21 protein-coding genes are annotated in these 25,790 nt (G+C 58.5%); 12 read left to right on the top strand and 9 right to left on the bottom strand.

Going from position 1 to position 25,790, the window contains the following annotated elements; all coding sequences use genetic code 11:
• Positions 1 to 16 precede the first annotated feature (16 nt).
• The 3 genes from manA to add all read left to right on the top strand — a co-directional run bounded on the left by manA (position 17) and on the right by add (position 4,008).
• Complete coding sequence (gene manA / locus AC1V0D_RS05235; protein WP_285064878.1) at positions 17 to 1,192, top strand: mannose-6-phosphate isomerase; 1,176 nt, start codon at positions 17 to 19, stop codon at positions 1,190 to 1,192.
• Between the two features lie 131 nt (positions 1,193 to 1,323).
• Positions 1,324 to 2,823 (top strand): YdgA family protein, encoded by a 1,500-nt coding sequence (locus AC1V0D_RS05230; protein WP_482907072.1) that lies wholly within the window; start codon positions 1,324 to 1,326, stop codon positions 2,821 to 2,823.
• 189 nt (positions 2,824 to 3,012) lie between these two features.
• A complete protein-coding gene (add, locus tag AC1V0D_RS05225; protein WP_046101778.1) occupies positions 3,013 to 4,008 on the top strand; it encodes an adenosine deaminase in 996 nt (331 codons plus the stop codon).
• A 293-nt stretch (positions 4,009 to 4,301) separates the two neighbouring features.
• Here add and AC1V0D_RS05220 read toward each other — a convergent pair whose 3' ends face one another.
• From AC1V0D_RS05220 to AC1V0D_RS05200, 5 genes are all read right to left on the bottom strand, one after another.
• Positions 4,302 to 5,348 carry an oxidoreductase gene (locus AC1V0D_RS05220; protein WP_482907071.1) on the bottom strand — a complete coding sequence of 349 codons (1,047 nt, stop codon included), beginning with the start codon at positions 5,346 to 5,348 and terminating at the stop codon, positions 4,302 to 4,304.
• A 79-nt stretch (positions 5,349 to 5,427) separates the two neighbouring features.
• Positions 5,428 to 6,345: an arabinose operon transcriptional regulator AraC gene (araC, locus tag AC1V0D_RS05215; protein ID WP_009090320.1), complete on the bottom strand. Its 918-nt coding sequence runs from the start codon at positions 6,343 to 6,345 to the stop codon at positions 5,428 to 5,430.
• A gap of 76 nt (positions 6,346 to 6,421) precedes the next feature.
• Complete coding sequence (gene araH / locus AC1V0D_RS05210; RefSeq protein ID WP_009090322.1) at positions 6,422 to 7,405, bottom strand: L-arabinose ABC transporter permease AraH; 984 nt, start codon at positions 7,403 to 7,405, stop codon at positions 6,422 to 6,424.
• Between the two features lie 12 nt (positions 7,406 to 7,417).
• Complete coding sequence (araG, locus tag AC1V0D_RS05205) at positions 7,418 to 8,938, bottom strand: L-arabinose ABC transporter ATP-binding protein AraG (RefSeq protein WP_058958391.1); 1,521 nt, start codon at positions 8,936 to 8,938, stop codon at positions 7,418 to 7,420.
• Positions 8,939 to 9,037: 99 nt separating this feature from the next.
• Positions 9,038 to 10,021 carry an arabinose ABC transporter substrate-binding protein gene (locus tag AC1V0D_RS05200; RefSeq protein WP_009090326.1) on the bottom strand — a complete coding sequence of 328 codons (984 nt, stop codon included), beginning with the start codon at positions 10,019 to 10,021 and terminating at the stop codon, positions 9,038 to 9,040.
• A 365-nt stretch (positions 10,022 to 10,386) separates the two neighbouring features.
• Between AC1V0D_RS05200 and AC1V0D_RS05195 the strand changes: the two genes are divergently transcribed.
• From AC1V0D_RS05195 to AC1V0D_RS05185, 3 genes are all read left to right on the top strand, one after another.
• Positions 10,387 to 12,090 carry a ribulokinase gene (locus tag AC1V0D_RS05195; protein WP_482907070.1) on the top strand — a complete coding sequence of 568 codons (1,704 nt, stop codon included), beginning with the start codon at positions 10,387 to 10,389 and terminating at the stop codon, positions 12,088 to 12,090.
• 203 nt (positions 12,091 to 12,293) lie between these two features.
• The gene (gene araA, locus AC1V0D_RS05190) at positions 12,294 to 13,793 is read left to right on the top strand and encodes an L-arabinose isomerase (protein ID WP_009090330.1); all 1,500 of its coding nucleotides are present in this window, start codon (positions 12,294 to 12,296) and stop codon (positions 13,791 to 13,793) included.
• Positions 13,794 to 14,551: 758 nt separating this feature from the next.
• Positions 14,552 to 14,815 (top strand): GNAT family N-acetyltransferase, encoded by a 264-nt coding sequence (locus AC1V0D_RS05185; RefSeq protein ID WP_482907401.1) that lies wholly within the window; start codon positions 14,552 to 14,554, stop codon positions 14,813 to 14,815.
• 30 nt (positions 14,816 to 14,845) lie between these two features.
• Here the strand turns inward: AC1V0D_RS05185 and yjfF are convergent, their stop codons facing one another.
• The 4 genes from yjfF to ytfQ all read right to left on the bottom strand — a co-directional run bounded on the left by yjfF (position 14,846) and on the right by ytfQ (position 19,378).
• Positions 14,846 to 15,832, bottom strand: coding sequence for a galactofuranose ABC transporter, permease protein YjfF (yjfF, locus tag AC1V0D_RS05180; protein WP_140028500.1), 987 nt, complete (start codon positions 15,830 to 15,832; stop codon positions 14,846 to 14,848).
• Positions 15,829 to 16,845 carry a galactofuranose ABC transporter, ATP-binding protein YtfT gene (ytfT, locus tag AC1V0D_RS05175; RefSeq protein WP_009090336.1) on the bottom strand — a complete coding sequence of 339 codons (1,017 nt, stop codon included), beginning with the start codon at positions 16,843 to 16,845 and terminating at the stop codon, positions 15,829 to 15,831. The genes yjfF and ytfT overlap by 4 nt, the downstream gene beginning before the upstream one ends.
• Positions 16,838 to 18,358, bottom strand: coding sequence for a sugar ABC transporter ATP-binding protein (locus tag AC1V0D_RS05170; protein WP_482907069.1), 1,521 nt, complete (start codon positions 18,356 to 18,358; stop codon positions 16,838 to 16,840). The genes ytfT and AC1V0D_RS05170 overlap by 8 nt, the downstream gene beginning before the upstream one ends.
• 63 nt (positions 18,359 to 18,421) lie before the next feature.
• Positions 18,422 to 19,378, bottom strand: coding sequence for a galactofuranose ABC transporter, galactofuranose-binding protein YtfQ (ytfQ, locus tag AC1V0D_RS05165; RefSeq protein WP_046101772.1), 957 nt, complete (start codon positions 19,376 to 19,378; stop codon positions 18,422 to 18,424).
• Between the two features lie 685 nt (positions 19,379 to 20,063).
• Here ytfQ and ydgT point away from each other — a divergent pair.
• The 6 genes from ydgT (at position 20,064) to rsxD (ending at position 25,788) form a co-directional block, all read left to right on the top strand.
• Complete coding sequence (gene ydgT, locus AC1V0D_RS05160) at positions 20,064 to 20,279, top strand: transcription modulator YdgT (protein ID WP_046101771.1); 216 nt, start codon at positions 20,064 to 20,066, stop codon at positions 20,277 to 20,279.
• Positions 20,280 to 20,388: 109 nt separating this feature from the next.
• Complete coding sequence (locus AC1V0D_RS05155) at positions 20,389 to 20,832, top strand: DUF2569 domain-containing protein (RefSeq protein WP_009090340.1); 444 nt, start codon at positions 20,389 to 20,391, stop codon at positions 20,830 to 20,832.
• A gap of 123 nt (positions 20,833 to 20,955) precedes the next feature.
• The gene (gene rsxA, locus AC1V0D_RS05150; protein ID WP_003853423.1) at positions 20,956 to 21,537 is read left to right on the top strand and encodes an electron transport complex subunit RsxA; all 582 of its coding nucleotides are present in this window, start codon (positions 20,956 to 20,958) and stop codon (positions 21,535 to 21,537) included.
• On the top strand, positions 21,537 to 22,115 hold the full coding sequence (gene rsxB, locus AC1V0D_RS05145; RefSeq protein WP_009090345.1) for an electron transport complex subunit RsxB: 579 nt from the start codon (positions 21,537 to 21,539) through the stop codon (positions 22,113 to 22,115). The genes rsxA and rsxB overlap by 1 nt, the downstream gene beginning before the upstream one ends.
• Positions 22,108 to 24,729: an electron transport complex subunit RsxC gene (rsxC, locus tag AC1V0D_RS05140; protein WP_482907068.1), complete on the top strand. Its 2,622-nt coding sequence runs from the start codon at positions 22,108 to 22,110 to the stop codon at positions 24,727 to 24,729. The genes rsxB and rsxC overlap by 8 nt, the downstream gene beginning before the upstream one ends.
• Positions 24,730 to 25,788, top strand: a complete 1,059-nt coding sequence (gene rsxD, locus AC1V0D_RS05135) for an electron transport complex subunit RsxD (RefSeq protein WP_058956537.1) — start codon at positions 24,730 to 24,732, stop codon at positions 25,786 to 25,788.
• Positions 25,789 to 25,790: the final 2 nt, after the last annotated feature.

Raw genomic sequence — 25,790 nt, 5'->3', positions numbered from 1 at the left:
GAGAAAGAGTTAAACGATGCAAAAAATGAACAACTCGCTGCAGAATTATGCGTGGGGCAGTAAAACTGCGCTGACGGCGCTCTACGGTATCGCGAATCCGGAGGGTCTGCCGATGGCGGAACTCTGGATGGGTGCACACCCGAAAAGTCCCTCTGCCGTTATGGATCAGGGCCGCGAACGTTCGCTGCGCGACGTGATTGATGCTGCGCCTGACGCCATGCTGGGCGAGGCGGTGGCACAGCGTTTTGGTGAGTTACCCTTCCTGTTCAAAGTGCTGTGCGCCGACCAGCCGCTCTCCATTCAGGTTCATCCCAGCAAACACGCCGCGGAAGCGGGCTTTGCCCGTGAGAACGCGGCGGGTATTCCACTGACGGCCGCCGAGCGCAATTACAAAGATGCTAACCATAAGCCGGAGCTGGTCTATGCGCTGACCCCGTTTCAGGCGATGAACGGTTTTCGTCCCATGACGGAGATGGTTTCCCTGCTGGAGCCTGTGGCGGGCGCACATCCGCAGATTGCCCACTTCCTGCAGCATCCCGACAGGGAGACGCTGGCCACCCTCTTCCGGACGCTGCTCTCTCTGGAGGGGGACGCCAAATCGCTGGCGCTGGGCGTGCTGAAATCCGCACTTGACGCTCAACAGGGTGAGCCCTGGCAGACCATCCGCGTTATCGCGGCGGAATACCCGGACGACAGCGGACTGTTTTCCCCGCTGCTGCTGAATGTGATTACCCTGCAGCCGGGCGAAGCGATGTTCCTCTATGCCGAAACTCCGCATGCCTATCTTAACGGCGTGGCGCTGGAGGTGATGGCGAACTCGGATAACGTTTTACGCGCCGGGTTGACCCCGAAATATATCGATATTGCTGAGCTGATGGCGAACCTGAAATTTGAGGAGAAGCCTGCCAGCGCGCTACTGACCCAGCCGGTCCAGCAGGGTAACGCGCTGTGCTTCCCAATCCCGGTGGAAGATTTTGCCTTTGCCATTCATACCCTGAATGCAGAACCGCAGCCGCTGGCGCAGCAGAGCGCCGCGGTGCTGTTCTGTATTGAAGGTCAGGCCGTGATCGCCAGCGAGGCGCAGCAGCTGACCCTGAAGCCGGGCGAATCATGCTTTATTGCGGCCAGCGAATCGCCGGTTACGGTCGCCGGGACAGGCCGGCTGGCACGGGTATTTAACGAGTTAGGGTGAAGCGGCTGACGGCATCGCGGTTAACTGCTATTATTTCAATCTATTAGCGCTAAACGCCTGCGGGCGTTTTTCTTCGGTCGTCGGGGTTAACCTGCGGCATAAGCGGACTCAAGGATAAGGACGAATCAGCAATGAAAAAGACCAATGTTGCCGTAGGTGTCATCATCGCACTGGGCGTGATCTGGACAGGCGCGGCATGGTTCACCGGCAAGCAAATCGAAAGTCACAGGGATGAGCTGGTACAGAATGCCAATGCTCAGCTGAATGCTTATGCCCCAAACAGCCGACTGAAGATCAGCTATCAGGATTACCAGCGCGGCGTGTTCAGCAGTAAAGTAAACTTGGTGGTGCAGGCTGACTCGCAGACGGAAGATAATCCCCTGCTGAAGCCGGGTCAGAGCGTTATCCTGAATGAAACCATCGACCATGGCCCCTTCCCGTTCGCTCAGCTTAAGCACTTCAATCTGATCCCGAGCATGGCGTCGGTTCATACCGAACTGGCTAACACCGATGCGGTGAAGAAGCTGTTTGAGCTGACCGGCAATAAGTCGCTGATTAATGCAGATACCCGCATTGGCTACAGCGGTGCTACCGATACGGCGCTGCGCATACTGCCCGTGGATTATCAGAATGCACAAACCGGTGAGCGTCTGGCGACCAATGGCGGAACCTTTAATGTCAGTGCGGACAATAAAGGCGATAAAGTCTCGCTGGACAGTGACGTCGATAGCCTGGCACTGACCACTAAAAATGAGATGGGCCAGCCGGTTCTGTTTACCGTCAATGGACTGAAACTGAGCGGGAATACGCACCTCAGCCCGGAAGGCGTACGGATCGGTGACCAGGCGGTGGATATAGAGAAGGTCAATGCCAGCATCAACGGTCAGGACGCTCTGACGCTTCACAGGATGAAAGGCAGCTCCTCTTTCGATAACAGCAACGGCAAGATTGGCGGCAATATCGACTATAAAGTGGAAAGCGTGCAGCTCCAGAAGCAGAACTTTGGTCAGGCGGCGCTGAAGATGAAGCTGTCACAGTTTGATGCGCAGGCGGTGAAAGCCTTCTCCGATCGTTACAATGCGCAGATGCAGACGTTGCTGAATCAGCCGGGGATTACCGAGGACCCGATGCGTTATCAGGCGGGCGTCCATCAGATTCTGATGAGCAATCTGCCCCTGCTGCTGAAGGGCTCGCCCTCTGTCAGCATCGCGCCACTGAGCTGGAAAAATGATAAAGGCGAGAGCACCTTTAACCTGACGGCGAATTTCAACGATCCGTCGACCGTGACCGGCGAAGCGCAGAGTCTCAGCGCGATGGTGGATCGGGTGCTGAAAACCCTGGACAGCAAGCTGACCATCAATATGCCAATGGCGACTGAAACCATGCATAAAGTGGGTCTGGCCGAAGGTTATCAGGCGGATGACGCGCAGAAGCTGGCCGATCAGCAGGTGAAAGGTCTGGCAGCCATGGGGCAGATGTTCCGTCTTACTCAGCAGCAGGATAACAATATCGTGACCAGCCTGCAGTATGCTAACGGCCAGGTGAACATGAACGGCGATAAGATGACGCTGGAACAGTTCCTCTCCCGCTATATGCTGGGCATGCCAACCAGCGAAGGGATGCCCCAGTAATCTTTCTGAGCCCCTTAAGGCGACCTTCGTGTCGCCTTTTTTATGCCTGAAGGCCGCGGCCCCCCTGTTTAACGCCGGTAGTGCGTAATTAAGCAGCATCCGGCGCCGCTGTTGCGCAAATAACTGGCGTGGTTGCGCAAGATATTTTTATAATGCTCTGCACTTCACCGACAACTCAGCGAGTGCGCCATGATCGATTCTAAAATTCCTCTGACTGACATTCATCGCCACCTTGATGGCAACATTCGTGCACAAACCATTCTCGATTTAGGCCGCCAGTTTAACCTTGCCCTGCCCGCCTCAACGCTGGAGACCCTGCGCCCGCATGTGCAGGTTGGCGAGAATGAACCCGATCTGGTGAGCTTTCTGCAAAAGCTCGACTGGGGCGTGAAAGTGCTGGGCGACCTGGACGCCTGCCGCCGGATTGCGCAGGAGAATGTGGAAGATGCGGCCCGTGCGGGCATTCATTATGCGGAACTGCGCTTCTCGCCAGGCTATATGGCGATGACCCACAATCTGCCGATTGCCGGCGTGGTTGAAGCGGTGATCGACGGCGTGCGTGCAGGCCGTCAGCAGCATGATGTTGATGTGCGCCTGATTGGCATCATGAGCCGCACCTTTGGCGAAGAGGCCTGCCTGAGTGAACTCGACGGTCTGCTGGCCCATCGCGATCACATCACGGCGGTCGATCTGGCGGGTGATGAGCTGGGCTTCCCGGGCAGTGAGTTTCTGAGCCACTTTAACCAGGCGCGCGACGCCGGTTTCCGCGTCACGGTGCATGCCGGTGAAGCGGCCGGCCCGGAGAGCATCTGGCAGGCGATTCGGGAGCTGGGCGCGGAGCGTATCGGCCACGGCGTGAAAGCCATTGAAGATCGCGCGCTGATGGATTTCCTCGCGGAGCATCATATCGGCATTGAATCCTGCCTGACCTCCAATATTCAGACCAGCACCGTGTCGTCACTGGCACAGCATCCGCTGAAGACCTTCCTGGAGCATGGCATTCTGGCGACCATCAACACCGATGACCCGGCGGTTCAGGGGATCGAACTCGCCCACGAGTATCATCATGCCGCCCCGGCAGCGGGACTGAGCGCCGCACAGATCCGTCAGGCGCAGGAAAACGGTCTGACGATTGCGTTCCTCAGCGAAGCAGAGAAAGCGGCTATCCGCGCCCGCGTGCAGTAATCTGCTGTAAGCCATAAAAAACGGGCCGGAAATCCGGCCCGTTATTTTGCTGCCATCCCTCCACTCCCGGAAAATATGACAAACACGTACAGGCTTAACGCGCAGGAAACAGGGTCAGAGGAGGAAAGCGTCCCGCGCCAGGACGGCGCGGGCCGAGCGAGCCAGGGATGGCGGCTTTTGCGACTTTCCGATCTGCCCCTGTTCCCTGCGCTGTCTCGATCTTACAGTTGCACCCGCTAACAAAACGGGCCGGAAATCCGGCCCGTTTTCAGTGCTGCGTCACACGCTGCGGATCAGACGCGCTTCAGCGACATCGTCTGGCGCTTCTCGGCGGATTGCAGACCCAGTTCGATTAACTCCATCACCTGAATCGCCTCTTCCGCGGTGACCGGATTGTTTCCGCGTCCGGCGATTGCATCCCGGATGCCCGCATAATAGGCCGGATAATTTCCCGGCTGAGTCAGCTGGATGGTTTCCGTCAGAGCATCGCCCTCAACCAGCGTCAGGGTGCCATTGCGCATGTCGTAGCCCCAATCCTCCTGTGGCGGTAAGTTCCCCGACTTCAGACGATCTTCCTGCGGGTCCAGACCATATTTGATGTAACTGCCTTGCGTGCCGTGAACGGTATAGCGGGCTGATTCCGCTGCCACCAGCATGCTGGCGTGTAACACCACCCGACGCTGCGGATAGGTCAGCGTGGCGTGGAAGTAGTCTGTGGTCTGCGCGCCCGGACGCATCTCCGCCAGGTCAACGTTGATGGCGACCGGCGGACCAAACAGCTGCAGCGCCTGATCCAGCAGGTGCGGCCCCAGGTCATACCAGATGCCGCTGCCTGCGCCTTTCATTTCGCGCCAGCGGTTGCGCACTTCCAGACGGAAGCGGTCAAAGTGCGACTCGAAGTAGCGCACCTCGCCCAGCGTGCCTGCCTCCAGCAGGGATTTCAGCGTCAGAAAGTCGCTGTCCCAGCGGCGGTTGTGGAACACGGAGAGCAGCAGCCCTTTGGCTTTCGCCAGCGCATCCAGCTCGCGCGCCTGTGACAACGTCACGGTAAAGGGCTTATCGACGACGACATGCTTACCGGCATTCAGCGCCGCTTTCGCCAGTGGAAAATGCGTGTCGTTCGGGGTAGGAATCACAATTAACTGCAGGGTCGGGTCGTCCAGCAGTGCCTGAGGATCGGACACGACCTGAACGGCGGGCCAGTCGGCGTGGACTTTGCTGGCGTCGCTACTGGAGATGGCGGCCAGCTCAACGTCCGGCGTTCCCGCGATCAGCGGGGCGTGAAACGTTTTACTGGCAAAGCCGTAGCCGATCAGACCAACACGTAATTTATCGCTCATTTTGGTTCCTCGTTGTCGCTAACCTGATTGATTTAAGACCATTAACCAGGTGAGAACAAGGCGGAATTCCCCGAAAAAACTAAGAGATAGCACTTCGGGCCAGCGGCCAGGCGGTCTGGGCGGCCAGACTGTCGTGTGCATCCTGATTGCGGCGGCGGAAATCGCTGGGACTGACGCCGACCCGCTTGCGGAATACCCGGGAAAAGTAAAGCTGGTCGTCATAGCCCACTTCACGGCCGACCGAAGCGATTGGCTCCTGGGTGGTCTGCAGCAGCAGTTTTGCACGGATGACCCGCTGATCTTCACGCCAGCGCAGCAGGTTAACGCCCATCTGCTCACGGAACAGGTGCGCCAGCCGCGACGGTGACAGACAGACGTGGCGCGCCACCTCCTCTATCCTGACCTCGCTGGCGAGATGGTTGGTGACATACTGGCAGGCTTCAATGACGCGCGGATCGCGGATTAACTGATGGCTGCGCGGATCTTCTTCTACCGCACGCAGCAGCAGCCGTTCCAGCAGGTTCATCGCCAGCTCTTCAGCAAAGCGGCGGCCGGAGTTATGTGTCTGTTCGATACTGGCAAACAGGCGGTCGAACTCACCGCGCAGCGACTCCGGCAGCAGCAGGCGGCCGACGCCTTCCTGCTCATCCTGCCAGCGCAGCCAGTCGTGCCAGTAGGCGCGAGGACGGAAGTAAACCCAGCGATGGAACCACTGCGGGCTGTCCGGTGCGCGGCCATAATAGTGGGCGGTCTTAGGCTGAAACAGCAGCATTTCGCCGGGCTCGCAGTCAAAGGCCCGCTCGCCATCAAACACCCGCCCTTTTCCTTTAATGGTGAGATTCAGAATGTAACCTTTCATGCCGTGCGGACGATCGATAAAGAAGTCGAGCGGTCCTTCTGCGGTGATGGGCGTCAGCCCTGCCACCAGCCAGGCATTGAATGAATAGCCGGGCAACAGGGGGTTTTGCTGCCCGGCCGGTAATTCGCGGTGATACATAGCGTCCTCACTCAGTCTGTTATTGTTCAGATAGCCCGCAGAGACGTCAGCGTCTGCGGGCCAACGGCTCGCGCAATCAGGCTTTTTTCTGTTTGTAACGGTCGAATATCACCGCAGCTAACAGTATCAGACCGCGCACCACATACTGTGAGAATGGCGAGATATTCAGTAAATTCATCGCATTCTCAACGGTGCCGAGGATCAGGACGCCCGCCACCACGTAGGAGATTTTACCGATGCCGCCCTTCAGCGATACGCCACCCAGAACACAGGCGGAGATCACCACCAGCTCATAGCCGATGGAGGTCATGGGCTGGCCGCTGGTCATACGCGACGCCAGGATGATGCCCGCCGCCGCCGACACCAGGCCGGAGAGAACAAAGATAATGATGCGGGTCCGCACCACCGGCACACCCGCCAGCCGCGCCGCCTCTTCATTGCCACCGATCGCCAGGGTGTTGCGACCAAAGGTGGTTTTGTTGAGCAGGAAGCCGAAGATCAGCATCGTGGCCAGGGTCAGCCAGATTGGGGCCGGCACGCCAAACCAGTTCGCAAAGCCCAGTTCAAAGAAGCGCTCATCTTCAATACCGACCGCCTTGCCGTCAGAGAAGATGTAGGCCAGACCGCGCACGATCTGCATGGTGGCCAGCGTGGTGATCAGCGCATTGATTTTAAGACGGGCAATCACAAAGCCGTTGATAAAGCCGGTGATCATGCCGAGCACCAGACCGGCGGCAACGCCAATCCACAGGCTTTCGGTCATGTTGATCACCACCGCGGTAACCACACCTGCGCAGGCGATCACCGAGGCGACCGAGAGATCAAAATCGCCGGAAGCCAGGCAGAAGAGCATGCCGCAGGCGACCATGCCCGACATCGACATCGCCAGGCCCAGGCCTTTCATATTGATAAACGAGCCGAAGTTCGGCACAAAAATCGCACAGACAATAAACAGCAGTGCAAATACCACCAGCATGCCGAAGTTGTCCCAGATGCGACCTAACTGCAGGCCGCCGCGTGATGCAGGCTGTGGCGTATTTGAGGTCGTGGATGAAGCCATGATGATCTCCTGTCAGGCCACGGCGGCCGCTTGAGTGGTTTTGGGCATGGCCAGGCTCAGCGTCTGCTGCTCCGTGGCGTCGTCGTGCAGCAGTTCACCGGCGATAGCACCTTCGCGCATCACCACAATCCGGTCGGCCAGGCCCATCACCTCCGGCAGGTCACTGGAGGCGAACAGCACCGCAATGCCCCGGTTCGCCAGCTGATAAATCAGGTTATAGATTTCATGCTTGGCGCCGACATCGATACCGCGCGTCGGTTCATCGAGCAGGATCACTTTCATCTCCTCCGAGAGCCAGCGCCCCAGGATCGCCTTCTGCTGGTTGCCGCCGGAAAGGTTCATGATCAGCTGATCGGCGCTGGGCGTTTTAATGTTGAGTGAGCGGATATGGCTGTCGGCGTTTTTGCTTTCCCAGCCATTTTTAATCAGGCATCCGGCGGTCAGGTTGTGGCGACGGGCGCTGATGTTGATGTTGTCACGCACCGAGTGAACCGGGATGATGCCTTCGGCTTTGCGATCCTCCGGACAGAGCATGATCCCCGCCCGGATGGCGTCGATCGGCTCGCGCAGCGGCAGCGGTTTGCCGTCCAGAATCACCTGACCACCGCGCAGACGGGTGCCGCCAAACAAGCCTTTCAGCAGTTCGCTGCGTCCCGCGCCGACCAGACCAAACAGCCCGACAATTTCCCCGGCATGGACTTTCAGTGAAATCGGCGTCCGCACGCCCTTCGCTTCGACCCGATCCAGCTCCAGCCGCACCGCACCCACAGGCCGTGGCGCATAGCCATAGATATCGCCGAGGTTACGGCCCACCATCGCCTGCACCAGATCGTCGTGATGGGTATTGGCCATATCCGTAAAGGTGCGCACATACCGGCCATCTTTAAAGACGGTGATGGCGTCGCTGAGGGCAAAAATTTCCTCCATGCGATGCGACACATAGAGCACCACCCGGCCCTCCTGGCGGAGCTGGCGGATGACGCGGAACAGGTTGTCGATTTCACGCGCCGACAGGGAGCTGGTCGGCTCATCAAAGGCGATAATGCGCGCGTTGCGCGCCAGCGCTTTGGCAATCTCCACCATCTGCCACTGTCCCAGCGACAGATATTTCAGCGGCATATCGGGGTCGATATCCATGCCGAGATTTTTCAGTTGCAGGCCGGCTTCATAACGCATCAGCCGGCGGTTGACCAGTCCATGTTTGTGCGGGATCTGACCGAGATAGATGTTCTCCGCCACGCTCATTTCCGGCACCAGATGGAGCTCCTGGTAAATAATGGCCACGCCCGCATCCAGCGCATCGGTGGTACGCTGAAAGTTCATCGGCTGGCCTTTGATCCGAATCTCACCGCCGCTCGGCTGATAACTGCCGCTGAGTATTTTTAACAGCGTCGATTTGCCTGCGCCGTTCTCGCCCATCAGCGCATGGACTTCACCGCCCCGGCAGTCGAAGGAGATATCCTGCAGCGCTTTCACGCCAGGAAAGGTTTTACTGATGCCATGAAACGACAGAAAAGCTGAATCAGTGTTCATGTTTATCCTCACTCTTGCACGTCGCCGGCCTGTGCGGGCGGGCGACGTGAAGCAGGCTATGCAGGATGCCAGGCGGCGAAACGCCTGGCAGGCTCAGGGTTACATCAGTCCTTTTTTCGCCAGTTCAGTTTTGAAGTTGTCACGGGTGATCAGCACCACATCGGTGACCTCAGTGAATTTCGCCGGCTCTTCGCCTTTGCTCACCCAGTTGTAGAGCATCTGGCTGCTCTTATAACCATGGATATCCGGGCTTGGCAGCAGCGAGCCGTAGAAGCCCGTCGCTTTGTCTTTCGACAGTTCACTGACCGCATCCACGCCGTTGATACCGATGCCGATGACGTCAGCCGCTTTAAAGCCCTGACCTTCCGTCGCGCGCACGCCGCCCAGCACAGTGTTGTCGTTCATGCCAACAATCAGCCAGTGTTTGACCTCAGGATGCTGCACCAGCAGGGAGTTACCGGCGTCAAAGGCGCCAGGGATGTCGTTGGATTTGGTCGGAACCTGATAGATCTGAGCGGCCGGGAAGCCCGCAGCTTTGATGGCGTCCATCGATCCACCGGTACGACGGCGTGCGGTATCCAGTTCGTTGGCGGTAATCGCCATCACGCCGGTGGTTTTCACATCCCAGCCGCGCTTCTGCATCTCTTTATAAAGCTCCTGCCCCTGACGCTCGCCGATTTTGGTGGCGGCCATCATCACCAGCGGCACGGTATCCATCGGTTTGCCTTTGGCGGTCACAAACTGATCGTCCACGGCAATGACTTTCAGGCCGTAGCCCCGCGCTTTCGCCATGATGGCGGAGCCCAGCTTGGGATCGGGCGTACAGATAACGAAGCCTTTCGCGCCGTTTGCGGCAAGGCTGTCGATAGCATTCAGGGTTTTTTCACCATCCGGGACGGCAATTTTGATGACGTCGAAGCCGAGATCTTTGCCGGCTTTATCGGCAAATTTCCATTCCGTCTGGAACCAGGGTTCTTCTGGTTGCTTGACTAAAAAACCCAGCTTCATGGTCTCGGCGATAGCGGATTGTGACATAACCGCTGCCAGGCCGATGGCCGCGAATGCTTTAGTGAATTTATGCATGATGCTCTCCGGTACCAGGTTATTTTTCGCTGCTCATAACGAATCGGTGTAAGCGCTACCAGTTGGTCTTGTTTTGAGGGTACAGCCATAAATCAGTGCGTTAGGTTGCTATGTGTTGTCAGCCTGTCCAGACGCTGGGCTAGTTTTAGCGGTATTGGCGGAGAAAAATGTAGAGCGGTATCACATCTTAAAATCACGACAAAATGATCCATATATTCAGCAAATTTAACCGGAGCTTAACTTTTGCAATGGATCACAAAATCACTGCCGATGGCAGGAAAGTGCATATTGTCAGCCAGCCATGACTAACTGTTCCGGCGCGCCGAACCCAGGATACAGGAGTTAACTAACTACAGGAGATTCCGATGCGTGCTGGAGCCATCACCCTTGGGCTGGACTTTGGTAGTGATTCGGTGCGTGCGCTGGCCGTCGATTGTCACAGCGGCAGCGAGCTGCAGAGTGCGGTGTGCAGTTACCCGCGCTGGCAGCAGGGTCTGTACAGCGATCCGCACACCAATCGTTTTCGTCACCATCCACAGGATTACATCGACGCCATGGAGCAGGCGCTGCTCGGCGTACTGAACGCCCTGAGCGAAGATCAGCGCAACGCCGTCGTCGGCATTGGCGTCGACAGCACCGGTTCGACCCCGGCGCCCATCGATCGCGACGGCAATGTACTGGCGCTGCGCCCGGAGTTCGCTGACAACCCCAACGCGATGTTTGTGCTGTGGAAAGATCACACTGCAATAGAAGAAGCGGAAGAGATCAATCAGCTCTGTCACAGCGGCCGTTTCACGGATTACAGCCGCTATATCGGCGGCATCTACTCCTCTGAATGGTTCTGGGCAAAGATTCTGCACGTGTCGCGGGAAGATGCGGCGGTGCGTGACGCGGCGGTTTCCTGGGTGGAGCTGTGCGACTGGGTGCCTGCCCTGTTAAGCGGCACGACCGCGCCCGACAGGCTGCGCCGTGGCCGCTGCGCAGCCGGGCATAAAGCCCTGTGGCATGGCGACTGGAACGGCCTGCCGGATGCCGATTTCCTTAACGCGCTGGACCCGCTGTTAACGCAACAGCTGGACTCGCCTCTCTTCACTGAGACCTGGACCGCCGATCTGCCGGTCGGCACGCTCAGCCCGGAATGGGCGCAGCGTCTGGGGCTGACGCAGACCGTCACGCTCTCCGGTGGCGCGTTTGACTGCCATATGGGCGCGGTCGGAGGCGGTGCCAGACCTTACACCCTGGTGAAAGTGATCGGCACATCAACCTGCGACATCCTGATCGCTGACAGCGAAAAGGTCGGCGATCGCGATATTAAAGGCATCTGTGGTCAGGTGGATGGCAGCGTGATACCGGGAGCGATTGGGCTGGAGGCGGGTCAGTCCGCCTTTGGTGATATCTACGCCTGGTTCAGCCGGTTACTGGGCTGGCCGCTGCAACAGGCGGCTGAGCGTCACCCTGAGCTGAAACCTCAGCTGGTGGAGATGCAAAAGAGTCTGATTAAAGATCTGACCGACGCCTGGGCTGCTAATCCGCAGCTCGACCATCTGCCGGTGGTGCTGGACTGGTTCAACGGTCGCCGCACGCCGAATGCCAATCAGCGGCTGAAAGGGGTGATTACCGATCTGAATCTGGGTACCGATGCCCCGGCGCTGTTTGGCGGTCTGGTCGCGGCGACAGCATTTGGTGCGCGCGCCATTATGGAGTGCTTCGAGCAGCAGCAGATCCCCGTCGAGAGCATTCTGACGCTGGGCGGCATCGCGCGCAAATCCCCGGCGATTATGCAGGCCTGCTGTGACGTGATGAACCGGCCACTGGATATTGTCGCCTCTGATGAGTGCTGTGCGCTGGGTGCGGCCATTTTCGCCGCCGTCGCTGCCGGTGTTCACGCCAGCGTTGCCGAGGCGCAGCAGGTGATGGCCAGCCCGATCGCCGTCACGCTGCAACCCGATCCGGCACGTGTCGCCCGCTATCAGCAACTCTATCAACGCTATCAACAATGGTGCGTGACGGCTGAACCGCAGTACGCCGCCCGCCCCGCTTCCGCTACGAGCCTGGCCCAGCAGGCGTAATTGTTGCAGGCAGTCTGGATACGGACAGCGCGGAACAACCGGAACGTACACGGAGTAGGTGAGGATTACTCGCTGTGCTCGCCCTTCAGGGCCGCACTTCAGGGCGTTCAGGTTGCTAAAGCAGCCTGTGTGAGCACTGCCCGGGTTCAGAATGACAAATTAATTAGCCTGCTAAGGTAGGCGCAAAGTAAAGGAGTGGTTTTATGGAACAGTCAAACAGCTACAGCGTATGGTTTGTCATCGGCACGCAGCACCTCTACGGGCCGGAAACGTTACGCCAGGTTGAACAGCATGCGCGTCAGGTCGTCGAGGGCCTGAATCAGTCCGGTTTACCGCTGCGCCTTGAGCTGAAACCGCTGGTGAAATCACCGGATGAAGCGCTGTCCCTGTGTCGCGACGCTAACTATGACCAGCAGTGCGCCGGCATCATTACCTGGCTGCACACGTTCTCTCCGGCCAAAATGTGGATTGGCGGCCTGAGCGTGCTGAATAAGCCTCTGCTGCAATTTCACACCCAGTTCAATGCGGAGATCCCATGGGACAGCATGGACATGGATTTTATGAACCTGAACCAGACGGCGCACGGCGGTCGTGAGTTCGGTTTTATCGGTGCCCGCATGGGTCTGCAGCACAGCGTGGTGACCGGACACTGGCAGGATAGCGCCAGCCAGCAGCGTCTGGGCAACTGGATGCGTGCGGCCCTGGCGAAACAGGCCAGTCAGCAGCTGAAAGTGGCGCGTTTTGGCGACAACATGCGTGAAGTGGCCGTGACCGAAGGCGATAAGGTCGCCGCACAGATTCAGTTTGGTTATTCAGTGAATGGCTGGGGCGTGGGCGATCTGGTTGAGGTGATCAATGGCGTCAGCGATGGCGATGTGAATGCGCTGATCGACGAGTATGAAAGCCTCTACCGCTTTTCCGATGTCGCCGCCGCCGGAGGTGAAAAGCGGCAGAACGTGCTGGATGCGGCTCGTATCGAGCTGGGTCTGAAGCAGTTCCTTGAAGCGGAAGGCTGCCACGCTTTTACCACCAACTTCCAGACTCTGCATGGCATGACCCAGTTACCGGGTCTTGCGGTGCAGCGTTTGATGGGTCAGGGGTATGGTTTTGCGGGTGAAGGCGACTGGAAGACCGCTGCGCTGCTGCGTATTTTCAAAGTGCTGGCAGGCGATCGCAAAGGTGGCACCTCATTTATGGAGGATTACACCTATCACTTCTCACCCGGCAACGACCTGGTGCTCGGCTCGCACATGCTGGAGGTCTGCCCGTCGATCGCCATTGAAGAGAAGCCGCTGATCGATGTGCAGTTCCTGGGCATTGGCAATAAAGCTGACCCGGCGAGGATGATCTTCTCCACCCCGGCCGGTCGTGCGATTAATGCCAGCGTGATCGATATGGGCGACCGTTTTCGTCTGCTGGTGAATGTGGTCGATGCGATTGAACAGCCGAAACCGCTGCCGAAATTGCCGGTTGCCCGTGCACTCTGGAAAGCGCAGCCGTCACTGGCGACCGCATCTGAAGCGTGGATTCTCGGGGGTGGCGCACACCATACGGTGTTCAGCCAGGCACTGACGCTCGACGACATGTATCTGTACGGCGAGATGAACGATATCGAGGTGCTGGTGATTGATGAGCATACCCGCCTGCCTGCGTTTAAAGACGCGCTGCGCTGGAACGAGGCGTACTACCGGTTAAAACGTTAATGAGTGATTCCTGGCGCTTTGCATCTCTTTAAAAGAGAGATGCAGGGCCCGGAAGCCGCCGTATGTCAAAAACCAGTGCTATTCAGTCGGGAATGGCGGGCGTTCCGTAAAGTCGCCGTAAATACCTCCCTGTAGGCTCGGCCGCCGCATCCATGCGGCGGACGCTTTACTCCACTACCCGCCATCCCCTCCTTTTTTCAGTTCCTGAGCGAATTATTTAAAAGCCAGGGTCATCTGGCGAGTAAGCCAAACCTCATATTTTGGATACTTAAGTTCACTACTCGTCATCCCCTCACGCAACGCAATTCCGCACGAATTTTGTACAGCAATGATCAAGCGCGACCGGGAAGGAATGGTATGCCTGAAGAGCAAAGCGTCCGCGCCAGGGATGGCGCGGCCGATCCGCATGGATGCGGGAACCCTTTGCGATCAGGCATACCTTTCCTGACCTTTCACCTGCCATCAACAGCGACGCCTTTTCGTGCCATAAGCGCACAATCCCGTGCTTTTCAGTCGGAAATAATGGGCGCTCCGTAAAGTCGCCGTAAATACATCCCTGTAGGCTCGGCCGCCGGACGACTCGCCTCATCCCTGAGGCTCGCCCGCAAGCGGGCCAACGCTTCGCATTGTTCAAAAACGCTCCAGGCGTTTTTGTCCATGCGGCGGACGCTTTACTCCACTGCCCATCATTCTCTCCTTTATGTGGTATTTGAGCTTGTCTTTAAAAGCTAAATACCAGGGCCGCATTCTGCAGCGTTATTCGTTATGAACTGGATGACATCGCGGCAAGGGAATACTGGCTGGGTGAGGTCGTGACAGACAAAAAATTCCACGGCCAGGGCGTGGCAAAGGCGCTGATTCATCGGGCGATTGCACGCGCCAGACAACAGCAGATCGCTGAACTCTGGCTCTATACCCCCGACCAGCAGGCGTACTATCAGCGTTCAGGATGGCAGGCGGTGGAGCAGCGGCACATAGCCGGAGAAGAGGTGACCGTGATGGTGCTTAACCTTGCGCAGTAACGGGCGGCTACTGTGAGCCGCCCTCTCATATCAGGAACTCAATCGCTTAACCGGTGCGTTCTGCTGACGATCCCAGATCACCGTCAGTAACCGCTGCAGGGCGATAAAGGCAAACAGCAGAATCCCGATGGCGATTTTGGTCCACCAGGAACTCAGCGTGCCGTCGAAATTTATCCATGTCTGAATCAGCCCCTGAATCAACACACCAAACAGCGTGCCTAACACCGTGCCGACACCGCCTGACAACAGCGTGCCGCCAATCACTACCGACGCGATCGCATCCAGCTCCACCCCCAGCCCGGCCAGCGCATAGCCTGCTGAGGTATAGATTGAAAACACAATCCCGGCCAGCGTGGCCAGCGTGGTGGAAAGCATATAGATCTTAATGGTGGTAGCGCGTGTCGACACCCCCATCAGCTGCGCCGATGTCAGATTGCCGCCGATGGCGTAAACCCGATTACCAAAGCGGGTGCGGTGCGCCAGAATAATCCCGCCCACCACCACCAGCAGCATAATCACCGCCAGCAGACTCAGCCGCCCGCCGCCCGGTATTTTCCACGCCAGACCCGACAGCGTCGTATAAAACGGATGATCGATGGGAATCGAATTCTCGGACACCAGATAGCTGCATCCGCGCAGGAAAAACATCCCTGCTAACGTAATAATAAAAGCCGGGATCTTCAGCGCATCGATCAGCCAGCCCATCATGGCACCAAACAGCGCCCCCAGCGCCAGAATCAGCGCAAACGCCAGCAGCGGATTGAGATGAAAATCGCCAATTGCCCGCGCCAGAAATACGCCGGTAAAGGCGATCACCGCGCCGACCGACAGATCGATACCCCCCGATAAAATCACGAAGGTCATTCCCACCGCGATAATGCCCAGAAACGCATTGTCGGTCAGAATGTTGCAAATCACCCGGGTTGAGGCAAAGCCCGGAAACTGCGTCAGGCAAAACAGGTAACCCGCCACAAACACCAGCAAGGTGATCATCAGCGGAAGATGACGTTTGATCATGTCGGCCGTCTCCGTTTCAACATCGCAATAAATCGCGGTGACTGCAGTAACAGCACGCACATCACCACCACCGCTTTCACCACCTGGTTCAGCTCAGGCGGGAAACCGGAGAGCAGAATCCCGGTATTCATCGACTGAATGATCAGCGCACCAATCAGCGACAGCACCAGATTAAAGCGACCGCCCATCAGCGAGGCTCCGCCGATCACCACGGCCAGAATCGCATCCAGCTCCAGCCATAAACCGGCGTTGTTCGCATCCGCTCCGCGAATATCGGCCGCCACAATCAGCCCCGCCACGGCGGCACAGACACCGCTGATCGCGTAGGTCGACATCACCACCAGCCAGCCTGTCACCCCGGCATTGCGGGCCGCGCGCAGGTTGATCCCAACCGCTTCGATGAACAGACCCAGCGCGGTCTTGCGCGTCAGCAGCCACACCGCCAGCGCCACCACCAGCGTAATCCAGACCGGCACCGGCAACATCCACAGCGCGCCGTTACCAAACCAGCCCAGACTGTCGCTGTCGAAGGTCACAATCTGCCCCTGGGTAATCAGCTGGGCGATACCCCGTCCGGCCACCATCAGGATCAGCGTGGCGACAAACGGCTGAATGCGCAGCAGCGCTACCAGCACCCCGTTCCACACGCCGCAGGCCAGCCCGGTTCCCAGCGTGGCAAGGATGATAAACGGCACCCCGTGACCGGCTACGGTCAGCGTCGCGGCGGTTGCGCCGGCTATCGCCATCACCGCACCCACGGAAAGATCGATGCCGCCGGTTGCGATCACCAGCGTCATACCAATCGCCAGCAAGGCGACGGGCGCCGCGCGGTTCAGGATATCGATCGGGCTGCCGAACAGACGACCCTCCTGCAGATGCACGGCAAAAAAGTTATTCGCCACCAGACTGTCAATCAACAGCACCAGCAGCAGCGCCGCAATCTGCGGCATCCCCTGCGGCAGCTTCAGCTTGCGACGCGGCGTTTTTTCAGAAGTCATAGGAGACTCAAGCATGTTTTACTCCTCCGTCAGCGATGGCATTGACAATCGACGCGACCGAAAGCTGCTCCAGGGGGATTTCAGCCACCTGCTTCAGATCGCGCATGATCAACACCCGATCGGCATAGCCCACCAGCTCTTCGAGTTCAGAGGAGATCACCAGCAGCGCCAGACCGTCGGCGCACAGGGATTCGATTAAACGGATAATCTCGGCGTGCGCGCCCACATCAATGCCGCGCGTCGGCTCGTCGAGGATCAAAAACTGCGGTTTCGTCACCAGCCAGCGCGACAGCAGCACCTTCTGCTGGTTGCCGCCCGATAACAGCTCTACCGGCTGCTCCGCGTGCGGTGTGCGGATGCCCAGACTTTTAATGAAACGGTCGGCAATCGCCTGCTGCTCGCGTTTTTTAATCGGCCGTAGCCAGCCACGCTGCGCCTGCAACGCCAGGATGATGTTTTCGCGAACCGAGGCTGCGCCAATAATCCCGTCGGTCTTCCGATCCTCCGGGCAAAAACCCATTCCCAGCTGTGAGGCTCTGGCCGGGTTGGTAATGCGCTGCACCTTACCTTTGATCTTCGCCGTGCCGCGATCGGCGCGCCGGATGCCAAACAGCACTTCAGCGGTTTCGGTGCGTCCGGATCCTAACAGCCCCGCCAGCCCGACCACTTCGCCAGGGCGGACCGTCAGGTTAAAGGGTTCAATGGTGCCTTTTCTGCCGTAATCTTCAAACGAGACGACCGGCTGATTGCTGCGCAGCGTGCTGCCCTGACGCTGCAGCGCCGTCTCCAGCAGTTCGCGTCCCAGCATCAGCTTGATCAGCTCAATCTGCGGCAGCGTGGCGGTATCGCGGGTGGCAATAAACTGCCCGTTGCGCAGCACGGTAATCCGATCGGTAATGCGGTACACCTGGTCGAGAAAGTGGGTAACAAAAATCAGGCTCATTCCGCGGGCTTTCAGCTGCGCCATCAGGATAAAAAGCATCTCCACCTCGCTGGCGTCCAGGCTGGCCGTTGGCTCATCCAGGATCAGCACCTGCGCCGAGAGATCGACCGCCCGACAGATCGCGATAATCTGCTGCATCGCCACCGAATAGTGGCCCAGCGGACGGGTGACATCGAGCGAAAAACCGTAATTGCGCATCAGCGCATCGGCATCACGCACCATCCGGCGGCGATCGATCATACCGAAACGCCGTGGTTCACGGCCAATATAGAGGTTATCCGCCACCGACATGTTCGGCAGCATATTCACTTCCTGATAGACGGTGCCGATGCCCATCTCCTGCGCCTGCGCGGTGTTGTGCGGCGTAATCGCCTCGCCATTCAGGATGATGGTGCCGGCATCCCGGCTGTAGACGCCGGTCAGCACTTTGATCAGGGTCGATTTACCGGCACCGTTCTCACCCAGCAGCGCCATGATCTCCCCTTTGCGGATATCAAAGGAGACATTGTTCAGTGCTTTGACGCCGGGAAACCCTTTGCTGACGCCGCTGATGGACAGCAGCGGTGCTTCATTTTGCGTGGTCATTCTGCTCACTCCGCCTGGTCATAAAAAACCGCCCCACAGGGCGGTCTGCGGCTGGTCTGCGGATCAGTAGCCCATGCCTTTTTTCCTCTCCAGCTCCTTCTCAGCGTCAGCAGGCAGGAACAGTTTCGACTCGGTCTTGATCACTTTTGGCGGCAGCGTGCCATCTTTTTTGAATTTCTCCAGCGCATCAAACGCCGGGCCAGCCATGTTCGGCGTCAACTCCACGTTGGCATTTGCCTCACCCGCCAGCATCGCTTTGTAAATATCCGGCACCCCGTCAATCGAGCCGGTCAGGATATCTTTGCCCGGTTTCAGACCCGCCTCTTTAATGGCCTGAATGGCACCGATCGCCATATCATCGTTGTGCGCATAGACCATGCAGATATTCTTGCCGTTGTTCTCCGCCTTGATGAAGCTCTCCATCACCTCTTTACCTTTACTGCGGGTAAAGTCACCGGACTGAGAACGAATCACTTTAATGTTTGGATGGTTGCTGATCGCTTCAGCAAAGCCTTTCTTGCGATCGATCGCGACGCTGGCCCCGACGGTGCCCTGCAGCTCCACCACGTTACACTGCTTGTCGCCGACGGTTTTCACCAGCCAGTCACCGATCAGCTTGCCCTCCAGCACGTTATCCGCCGTAACCACCGCCTGATAAAGCGACTTGTCTTTCACAACGATGGCCCGGTCCAGCAGATAGACCGGAATTTTGGCGTCTTTGGCTTCTTCCAGCACCGGTTCCCAGCCCGTCTGCACCACTGGCGCGATGAAGATGGCATCCACGCCCTGCGCGATGAATGAACGTACGGCCTTGATCTGATTCTCCTGCTTCTGCTGTCCGTCGGCGATTTTCAGGGTGATGCCGCGTTTTTTCGCTTCGCTTTTCGCCACATTGGTTTCCGCCGAGCGCCAGCCAGATTCTGAACCGACCTGCGAGAAGCCGACCGTCATGTCTGCCGCGAGCACCGGGCCGGTTAATGCGGCGCTGACCAGCGTGGTCAGAAGTAAACGTTTCCACATAGTTTTCATTCCTCTGAAGGGCGTTTGCTGTTTAGGGTAGAGAGCACGCTTAGCCTGGACTAAAAAAGGGTGCATAATGGCGACGCGCCTCACAAAACAGAGCAATTTAAAGGAGTTACGTGTAACGGCAGGGGTTTACTGGCCGTGACGTTATGGAGAGATCTGCTGAGAAATAAAAACTTTGCGGTTAAATAATTGTAATAAACAGAATCGCTTATGTGTAATGGCGCTGGAAACGATTACAGCCAGGCGTACAAAACGGGTTATGACGCTGAGCCGCAACAAAAAACAGGTTTTGTGACTGCCCGCACAGTCGCCTGCTGACACTGTCCGGGAGCGAAACGTTTCTCTGACGATTGCGAAAAGTTTCAGGATAACGCTGGAGTAAAAACTACGAAAAAAAGCCACTGACGGACGATTCGCGCCGGGAGCGCAAAAACCGGCTTTTATCGTGGCAGGCAAAGCGGTTTTTTACCGGTTCTGCCGTTGAGGATGAAACATTCACGCGCAGCCAGAGACGGGGTAATGGCTGTGGACAGTGGTAAAAAAATAAAACTACGAATTTTCATTACGTTTACGGTGCGTTAGTCTGATTTTCACCTTTTCTTACCTGCCCGATCTGGACAGGCAAGGCCCGCCCCCTATACTGAGCACTCCTTTGTTACTTCTATCTGTTATGGCAATGATGACTGCGCACGATTACCTGCTTAAATTCCGCAAAGTAAATAATTCAGACAGTCTGGAAAAGCTTTTCGACCACCTCAACTACTCACTGACGAATGATATCGAGATCATCAACATGTATCGGGCTGCCGACCACCGGCGTGCTGAGCTGGTCTCCGGCGGACGCCTGTACGATCTCGGCTGTGTCCCGAAAACAGTGTGGCGTTACGTGGTCTGACTTTCTGCTGTTAACCGCTCTTTTACCCCCTGACCTGTCCGGATGGGCGAGCCCTTCCGGACATGTTATCCTGCTGCGCTTCGACTCTCCGAGACAGGAATAACTCCCGATGAATGAACAGGTTGCTGCGCCACGTATTGGCGGCTGGCTTTTGCTGCCGCTGGCCTGGCTGATAATGACTCTGTTAACCACCGTTCTGGTGCTGGCGATGTATCTCACCCCGCTGTTCAATGCTGAATGGCGTGTGGCGCTGTTTTCGCACGGCAGCACACTCTTCTCCTACTGGGCCATTTCCCTGCTTACGGCCGTCGCGGTCTGGGCCTACAGCCTCTGGATCAGCTGGCTGTTCTTCAAACGATCGCATCGCCTGCCGCGTCACTACCTGCTCTGGCTGCTGATTACGGTGCTGTTAGCGCTGAAAACCTTTGCGTTCACGCCGGTTGCCGACAGCCGTGCACTACAGACGCTGCTGTTGTCGCTGCTGGCCGCGGCGGTTTTCGCGCCCTATTTCAAACGTTCAAAGCGGGTGAAAGCGACCTTCATTGCGCCGTAACGCTGTGAGTTATGTCAGGAATTTAATTCTGAGTGCGGTCTGCCGCTCTGCCGATGGCGCGGGTGTTGAGATACGCCGCGCTATCAATGATAATAAGCCGCTTTCTGGCTCCCAGGCGAAAAAATGACCGATTATCTGCTTCTCTTTGTTGGCACCGTGCTGGTAAATAACTTCGTTTTAGTGAAGTTTCTCGGCCTCTGCCCTTTTATGGGCGTTTCCAAAAAACTGGAAACGGCGATTGGCATGGGTCTCGCCACGACTTTTGTGATCACGCTGGCCTCGATCTGCGCCTGGCTGGTCAACCATCTGATCCTGCTGCCGCTGGATCTGGTCTATCTGCGTACCATGGCCTATATCCTGGTGATCGCCGTCGTTGTGCAGTTCACCGAGATGGTGGTGCGTAAAACCAGTCCGTCGCTCTATCGTCTGCTGGGGATCTTTCTGCCGCTGATCACCACCAACTGTGCGGTGCTGGGCGTGCCCCTGCTGAGCGTCAACCTCAACCACACCTTTATGCAGGCCGCGCTCTATGGCTTCAGCGCCTCTATCGGCTTCTCGCTGGTCATGGTACTGTTCGCCGGTATGCGTGAGCGGCTGGTGCTGGCCAATGTTCCCGCCCCGTTCAAAGGTAACTCCATCGCCCTGATTACCGCAGGCCTGATGGCACTGGCCTTTATGGGCTTCAGCGGGCTGGTGAAATTCTGATGACCGCGATCTGGATTGCTATTGCTGTACTGAGTGCGCTGAGCCTGGTGTTCGGCGGCCTGCTGGGTTACGCCTCGCGCCGCTTTGAGGTGGAAGAAGATCCCATTGTTGAGCAGATTGATGCCGTTCTGCCGCAGAGCCAGTGCGGCCAGTGCGGCTATCCTGGCTGCCGTCCCTATGCCGATGCGGTCGGAAACAACGGTGAAGCGATCAACAAGTGCGCGCCGGGCGGTGAGCAGACCATGCTCAAGCTGGCGGCCCTGCTCAACGTTGAACCGCAGCCCATCGATGGCGACGAAACGGCGAAAGAGCCGGTGCGCACCGTGGCCTTTATTGATGAAGCCAACTGTATTGGCTGCACCAAATGTATTCAGGCCTGTCCGGTGGATGCGATTGTCGGGGCCACCCGCGCCATGCACACCGTGCTGAGCGATGTCTGCACCGGCTGCGATCTCTGTGTCGCCCCCTGCCCGACTGACTGCATCGAAATGCGTCCGGTTGCCACCACGCCAGCTAACTGGAAGTGGGATTTGAATACCATTCCTGTACGGGTGATCCCGGTAGAAACTCATGCTTAATCTGTTTAACTTCCTGAAAAAAGAGAAGGTCTGGGATTTTCAGGGCGGCATTCATCCGCCCGAAATGAAAACCCAGTCCAACGGCACGCCGCTGAGCGAACTGCCCCTGCCGGACCGTTTCGTTATTCCGTTAAAACAGCATATCGGCCATGAAGGCGAGATCTGCGTGGCGCCTGGCGATAAGGTGCTGCGCGGTCAGCCGCTGACGTTTGGAACCGGCCGTATGCTGCCGGTTCATGCGCCCACCTCCGGGGTGATTGATGCGATTGGCCAGCACATGACCGCGCATCCTTCCGGTCTGTCCGAACTCTGCATCTTTATGACGCCCGATGGCGAAGATCGCTGGGTGCCGCTCGATCCCCTGCCTGACTATCGCCAGCATCCGCGCGCCGATATCGTGCAGCGCATTCACGATGCGGGCGTGGCGGGCCTGGGTGGCGCGGGCTTCCCGACCGCCACGAAACTGAAAGGTGGCCTGCGCGGGGTAAAAACCCTGATTATCAATGCGGCAGAGTGCGAGCCTTACATCACCGCGGACGATCGCCTGATGCAGGATTATGCCGCCGAGGTGCTGGAAGGCAGCCGCATTCTCGGCTGGGTGCTGCAGGCTGAGCGGGTGCTGATCGGCATCGAAGATAACAAACCCGAAGCGATTGCCGCCCTGAAGCAGGCGCTGGGCAGTGAGCGTGATCTGCAAATCCGGGTGATCCCGACCAAATACCCCTCGGGCGGTGCCAAGCAGCTGACCCGCATCCTGACCGGCAAGGAAGTGCCACACGGCGGGCGCTCAACCGATATCGGCGTGCTGATGCAGAACGTTGGCACCGCGTGGGCGGTGAAGCGCGCCATTATCAACGGCGAACCGATTACCGAACGCGTGGTCACCCTGACCGGTGAAGCGATTGCTCAGCCGCGTAACGTCTGGAGCCGTCTGGGTACCCCCATCAGTCATCTGCTGCATCAGGTGGGATTCACCCCTGCGCCGCGCCAGATGGTGATCATGGGCGGTCCGCTGATGGGCTTTACCCTGCCGTCGCTGGATGTGCCGGTGGTGAAGATTACTAACTGTATTCTGGCGCCTTCTGCCAGTGAGATGGGCAACAACGACGAAGAGCAGTCCTGCATTCGCTGTTCAGCCTGCGCCGATGCCTGTCCGGCTAAGCTGCTGCCACAGCAGCTCTACTGGTTCAGCCAGGGCGGCGATCACGATAAAGCGCGCGCTCACCATATCGATGACTGCATTGAGTGCGGTGCCTGCGCCTATGTCTGCCCGAGTAACATCCCGCTGGTGCAGTATTACCGGCAGGAAAAAGCGGAACTGCGCGCCATCGATCTGGAAGCCAAACGCACGCTGGAAGCGAAAGCGCGCTTTGAAGCGCGTCAGGCGCGACTGGAGCGCGAAAAACAGGCCCGCGAAGCACGCCACGAAGAGGCGAAGCAGCGTGTGACTCGTACGGATAACGGCGAACTGGCCGCTGCAAAAGCGCGGGTGAACGCGCGTCAGGTTGCCCAGCCGGATGAAGCGACGCTTGAGGCGCAGCGTGAAGCCCGCCACGCGCAGGCGCGTCTGCGTCAGGCCGAGGCGCAGGCTGAAACCCAGCCGGTCACGCGTCAGACCACCGATCCGCGTAAAGCGGCGGTTGAAGCGGCGATTGCCCGCGCTAAAGCGAAGAAAGCGGCACAGCCGGAGGCTGAAACAGCGCAACCATCTGCTGAAGCCACGCCAGACGCACCGGCCGAAACCGATCCGCGCAAGGCCGCCGTACAGGCTGCCATTACCCGCGCCAAAGCGAAGAAAGCCGCGCAGGCGGACAATGCGGAAGCGTCCACGCAGGCTGTCACCGACAGCGCCGCAGACGCACCGGCTGAAACCGATCCGCGCAAGGCCGCTGTGCAGGCCGCCATCGCCCGCGCCAAAGCGAAGAAAGCCGCTCAGGCGGACAATGCGGAAGCGTCCACGCAGGCTGTCACCGACAGCGCCGCAGACGCACCGGCTGAAACCGATCCGCGCAAGGCCGCTGTGCAGGCCGCCATCGCCCGCGCCAAAGCGAAGAAAGCCGCTCAGGCGGACAATGCGGAAGCGTCCACGCAGGCTGTCACCGACAGCGCCGCAGACGCACCGGCTGAAACCGACCCGCGCAAGGCCGCTGTGCAGGCCGCCATCGCCCGCGCCAAGGCGAAGAAAGCCGCGCAGGCGCACAATGCTGAAGCGTCCACGCAGGCTGTCACTGACGGCGCCGCAGACGCACCGGCTGAAACCGATCCGCGTAAGGCCGCCGTGCAGGCCGCCATTGCCCGGGCCAAAGCGAAGAAAGCCGCGCAGGCGCAGCACGCTGAACCCGCTACGCCCGCCACCGACAGCGCCCCTGAGCCCTCACAGGCGGAACAGGAGGCGGACGCCGCGTCACGCGACGCCGCCGCGCTGGCGACCGCCGCGCATTTTGCGGTGGAGAAAGCGGAGCAGGCTCAGGAGCAGGCAAACAATGCGAATGCCGAACCTGAACAGGCACCTGAACTGAATCAACCCGATGATGCGCGCAAAGCCGCTATTGCTGCCGCCATCGCCCGTGCCAAAGCGCGTAAAGCGCAGTCGTCTACGACGCTTGAGGATTAAATGGCTTTTCGTATCGCAAGTTCTCCTTACACCCACAATCGCCGCAGCACCGGCAATATCATGCTGCTGGTGGTGCTGGCTGCGCTGCCCGGTTTTGCCGCACAGTGTTATTTCTTTGGCTACGGCACCCTGTTACAGGTTTTACTGGCGACGCTCACCGCCTGGCTGACCGAAGCGGCGATTCTGCGGCTGCGCAAAGCGCCGGTTGCCAGCACGCTGGCAGATAACTCAGCGCTGCTGACCGCCGTGCTGATCGGCATCAGCCTGCCGCCGCTGGCGCCCTGGTGGCTGGTGGTCGTCGGTACGCTTTTTGCCGTGGTCATTGCGAAACAGCTGTATGGCGGGCTGGGTCAGAACCCCTTTAATCCGGCAATGGTTGGCTATGTGGTGCTGCTGATCTCCTTCCCGGTGCAGATGACCAGCTGGCTGCCGCCCGATACCCTTCAGGCGATCAAACCCAGCCTGCTCGACAGCCTGAGCATGGTTTTCCGCGGACATACCCTGGCGGGCGATACCATGCAGCAGCTGCAGATGGGTGTGGATGGCATCAGCCAGGCGACCCCGCTGGATACCTTCAAAACCGGCTTACGCGCGGGTCACAGCGCTGAACATCTGCTGGCCCAGCCGATTTACAGCGGCGTGCTGGCGGGTCTTGGCTGGCAGTGGGTCAACGTCGGCTATCTGGCGGGCGGCCTGTTCCTGCTGTGGAAAAATGCTATCCGCTGGCATATTCCTGCGGCGATGCTGCTGTCGCTGGCCGTCTGCGCCACGCTGGGCTGGTTCTTCTCACCGGACTCGCTCAACAGCCCGCTGATCCACCTGTTCTCCGGTGCCACCATGCTGGGCGCGTTCTTTATTGCGACCGATCCGGTGACAGCCTCAACCACTAACCGGGGCCGCCTGATCTATGGTGCGCTGATTGGCCTGCTGGTGTGGCTGATCCGCAGCTTCGGCGGCTATCCCGATGGCGTCGCCTTTGCCGTGCTGCTGGCGAATATCTGCGTGCCGCTTATCGACTACTACACCCAGCCGCGCGTTTACGGCCATCAGAAGGATTAAGC

The sequence above is a fragment of the Pantoea sp. PA1 genome (genome assembly GCF_056856975.1).
This window is presented reverse-complemented; position numbering and strand designations above follow the sequence as displayed.

What these genes read in the sequence shown, in the direction of transcription:
- manA (WP_285064878.1), top strand. Translation starts at nt 17, where the DNA reads ATGCAAAAAATGAACAACTCGCTGCAGAATTATGCGTGGGGCAGTAAA.
- AC1V0D_RS05230 (WP_482907072.1), top strand. Translation starts at nt 1,324, where the DNA reads ATGAAAAAGACCAATGTTGCCGTAGGTGTCATCATCGCACTGGGCGTG.
- add (WP_046101778.1), top strand. Translation starts at nt 3,013, where the DNA reads ATGATCGATTCTAAAATTCCTCTGACTGACATTCATCGCCACCTTGAT.
- AC1V0D_RS05220 (WP_482907071.1), bottom strand. Translation starts at nt 5,348, where the DNA reads ATGAGCGATAAATTACGTGTTGGTCTGATCGGCTACGGCTTTGCCAGT.
- araC (WP_009090320.1), bottom strand. Translation starts at nt 6,345, where the DNA reads ATGTATCACCGCGAATTACCGGCCGGGCAGCAAAACCCCCTGTTGCCC.
- araH (WP_009090322.1), bottom strand. Translation starts at nt 7,405, where the DNA reads ATGGCTTCATCCACGACCTCAAATACGCCACAGCCTGCATCACGCGGC.
- araG (WP_058958391.1), bottom strand. Translation starts at nt 8,938, where the DNA reads ATGAACACTGATTCAGCTTTTCTGTCGTTTCATGGCATCAGTAAAACC.
- AC1V0D_RS05200 (WP_009090326.1), bottom strand. Translation starts at nt 10,021, where the DNA reads ATGCATAAATTCACTAAAGCATTCGCGGCCATCGGCCTGGCAGCGGTT.
- AC1V0D_RS05195 (WP_482907070.1), top strand. Translation starts at nt 10,387, where the DNA reads ATGCGTGCTGGAGCCATCACCCTTGGGCTGGACTTTGGTAGTGATTCG.
- araA (WP_009090330.1), top strand. Translation starts at nt 12,294, where the DNA reads ATGGAACAGTCAAACAGCTACAGCGTATGGTTTGTCATCGGCACGCAG.
- yjfF (WP_140028500.1), bottom strand. Translation starts at nt 15,832, where the DNA reads ATGATCAAACGTCATCTTCCGCTGATGATCACCTTGCTGGTGTTTGTG.
- ytfT (WP_009090336.1), bottom strand. Translation starts at nt 16,845, where the DNA reads ATGCTTGAGTCTCCTATGACTTCTGAAAAAACGCCGCGTCGCAAGCTG.
- AC1V0D_RS05170 (WP_482907069.1), bottom strand. Translation starts at nt 18,358, where the DNA reads ATGACCACGCAAAATGAAGCACCGCTGCTGTCCATCAGCGGCGTCAGC.
- ytfQ (WP_046101772.1), bottom strand. Translation starts at nt 19,378, where the DNA reads ATGTGGAAACGTTTACTTCTGACCACGCTGGTCAGCGCCGCATTAACC.
- ydgT (WP_046101771.1), top strand. Translation starts at nt 20,064, where the DNA reads ATGACTGCGCACGATTACCTGCTTAAATTCCGCAAAGTAAATAATTCA.
- AC1V0D_RS05155 (WP_009090340.1), top strand. Translation starts at nt 20,389, where the DNA reads ATGAATGAACAGGTTGCTGCGCCACGTATTGGCGGCTGGCTTTTGCTG.
- rsxA (WP_003853423.1), top strand. Translation starts at nt 20,956, where the DNA reads ATGACCGATTATCTGCTTCTCTTTGTTGGCACCGTGCTGGTAAATAAC.
- rsxB (WP_009090345.1), top strand. Translation starts at nt 21,537, where the DNA reads ATGACCGCGATCTGGATTGCTATTGCTGTACTGAGTGCGCTGAGCCTG.
- rsxC (WP_482907068.1), top strand. Translation starts at nt 22,108, where the DNA reads ATGCTTAATCTGTTTAACTTCCTGAAAAAAGAGAAGGTCTGGGATTTT.
- rsxD (WP_058956537.1), top strand. Translation starts at nt 24,730, where the DNA reads ATGGCTTTTCGTATCGCAAGTTCTCCTTACACCCACAATCGCCGCAGC.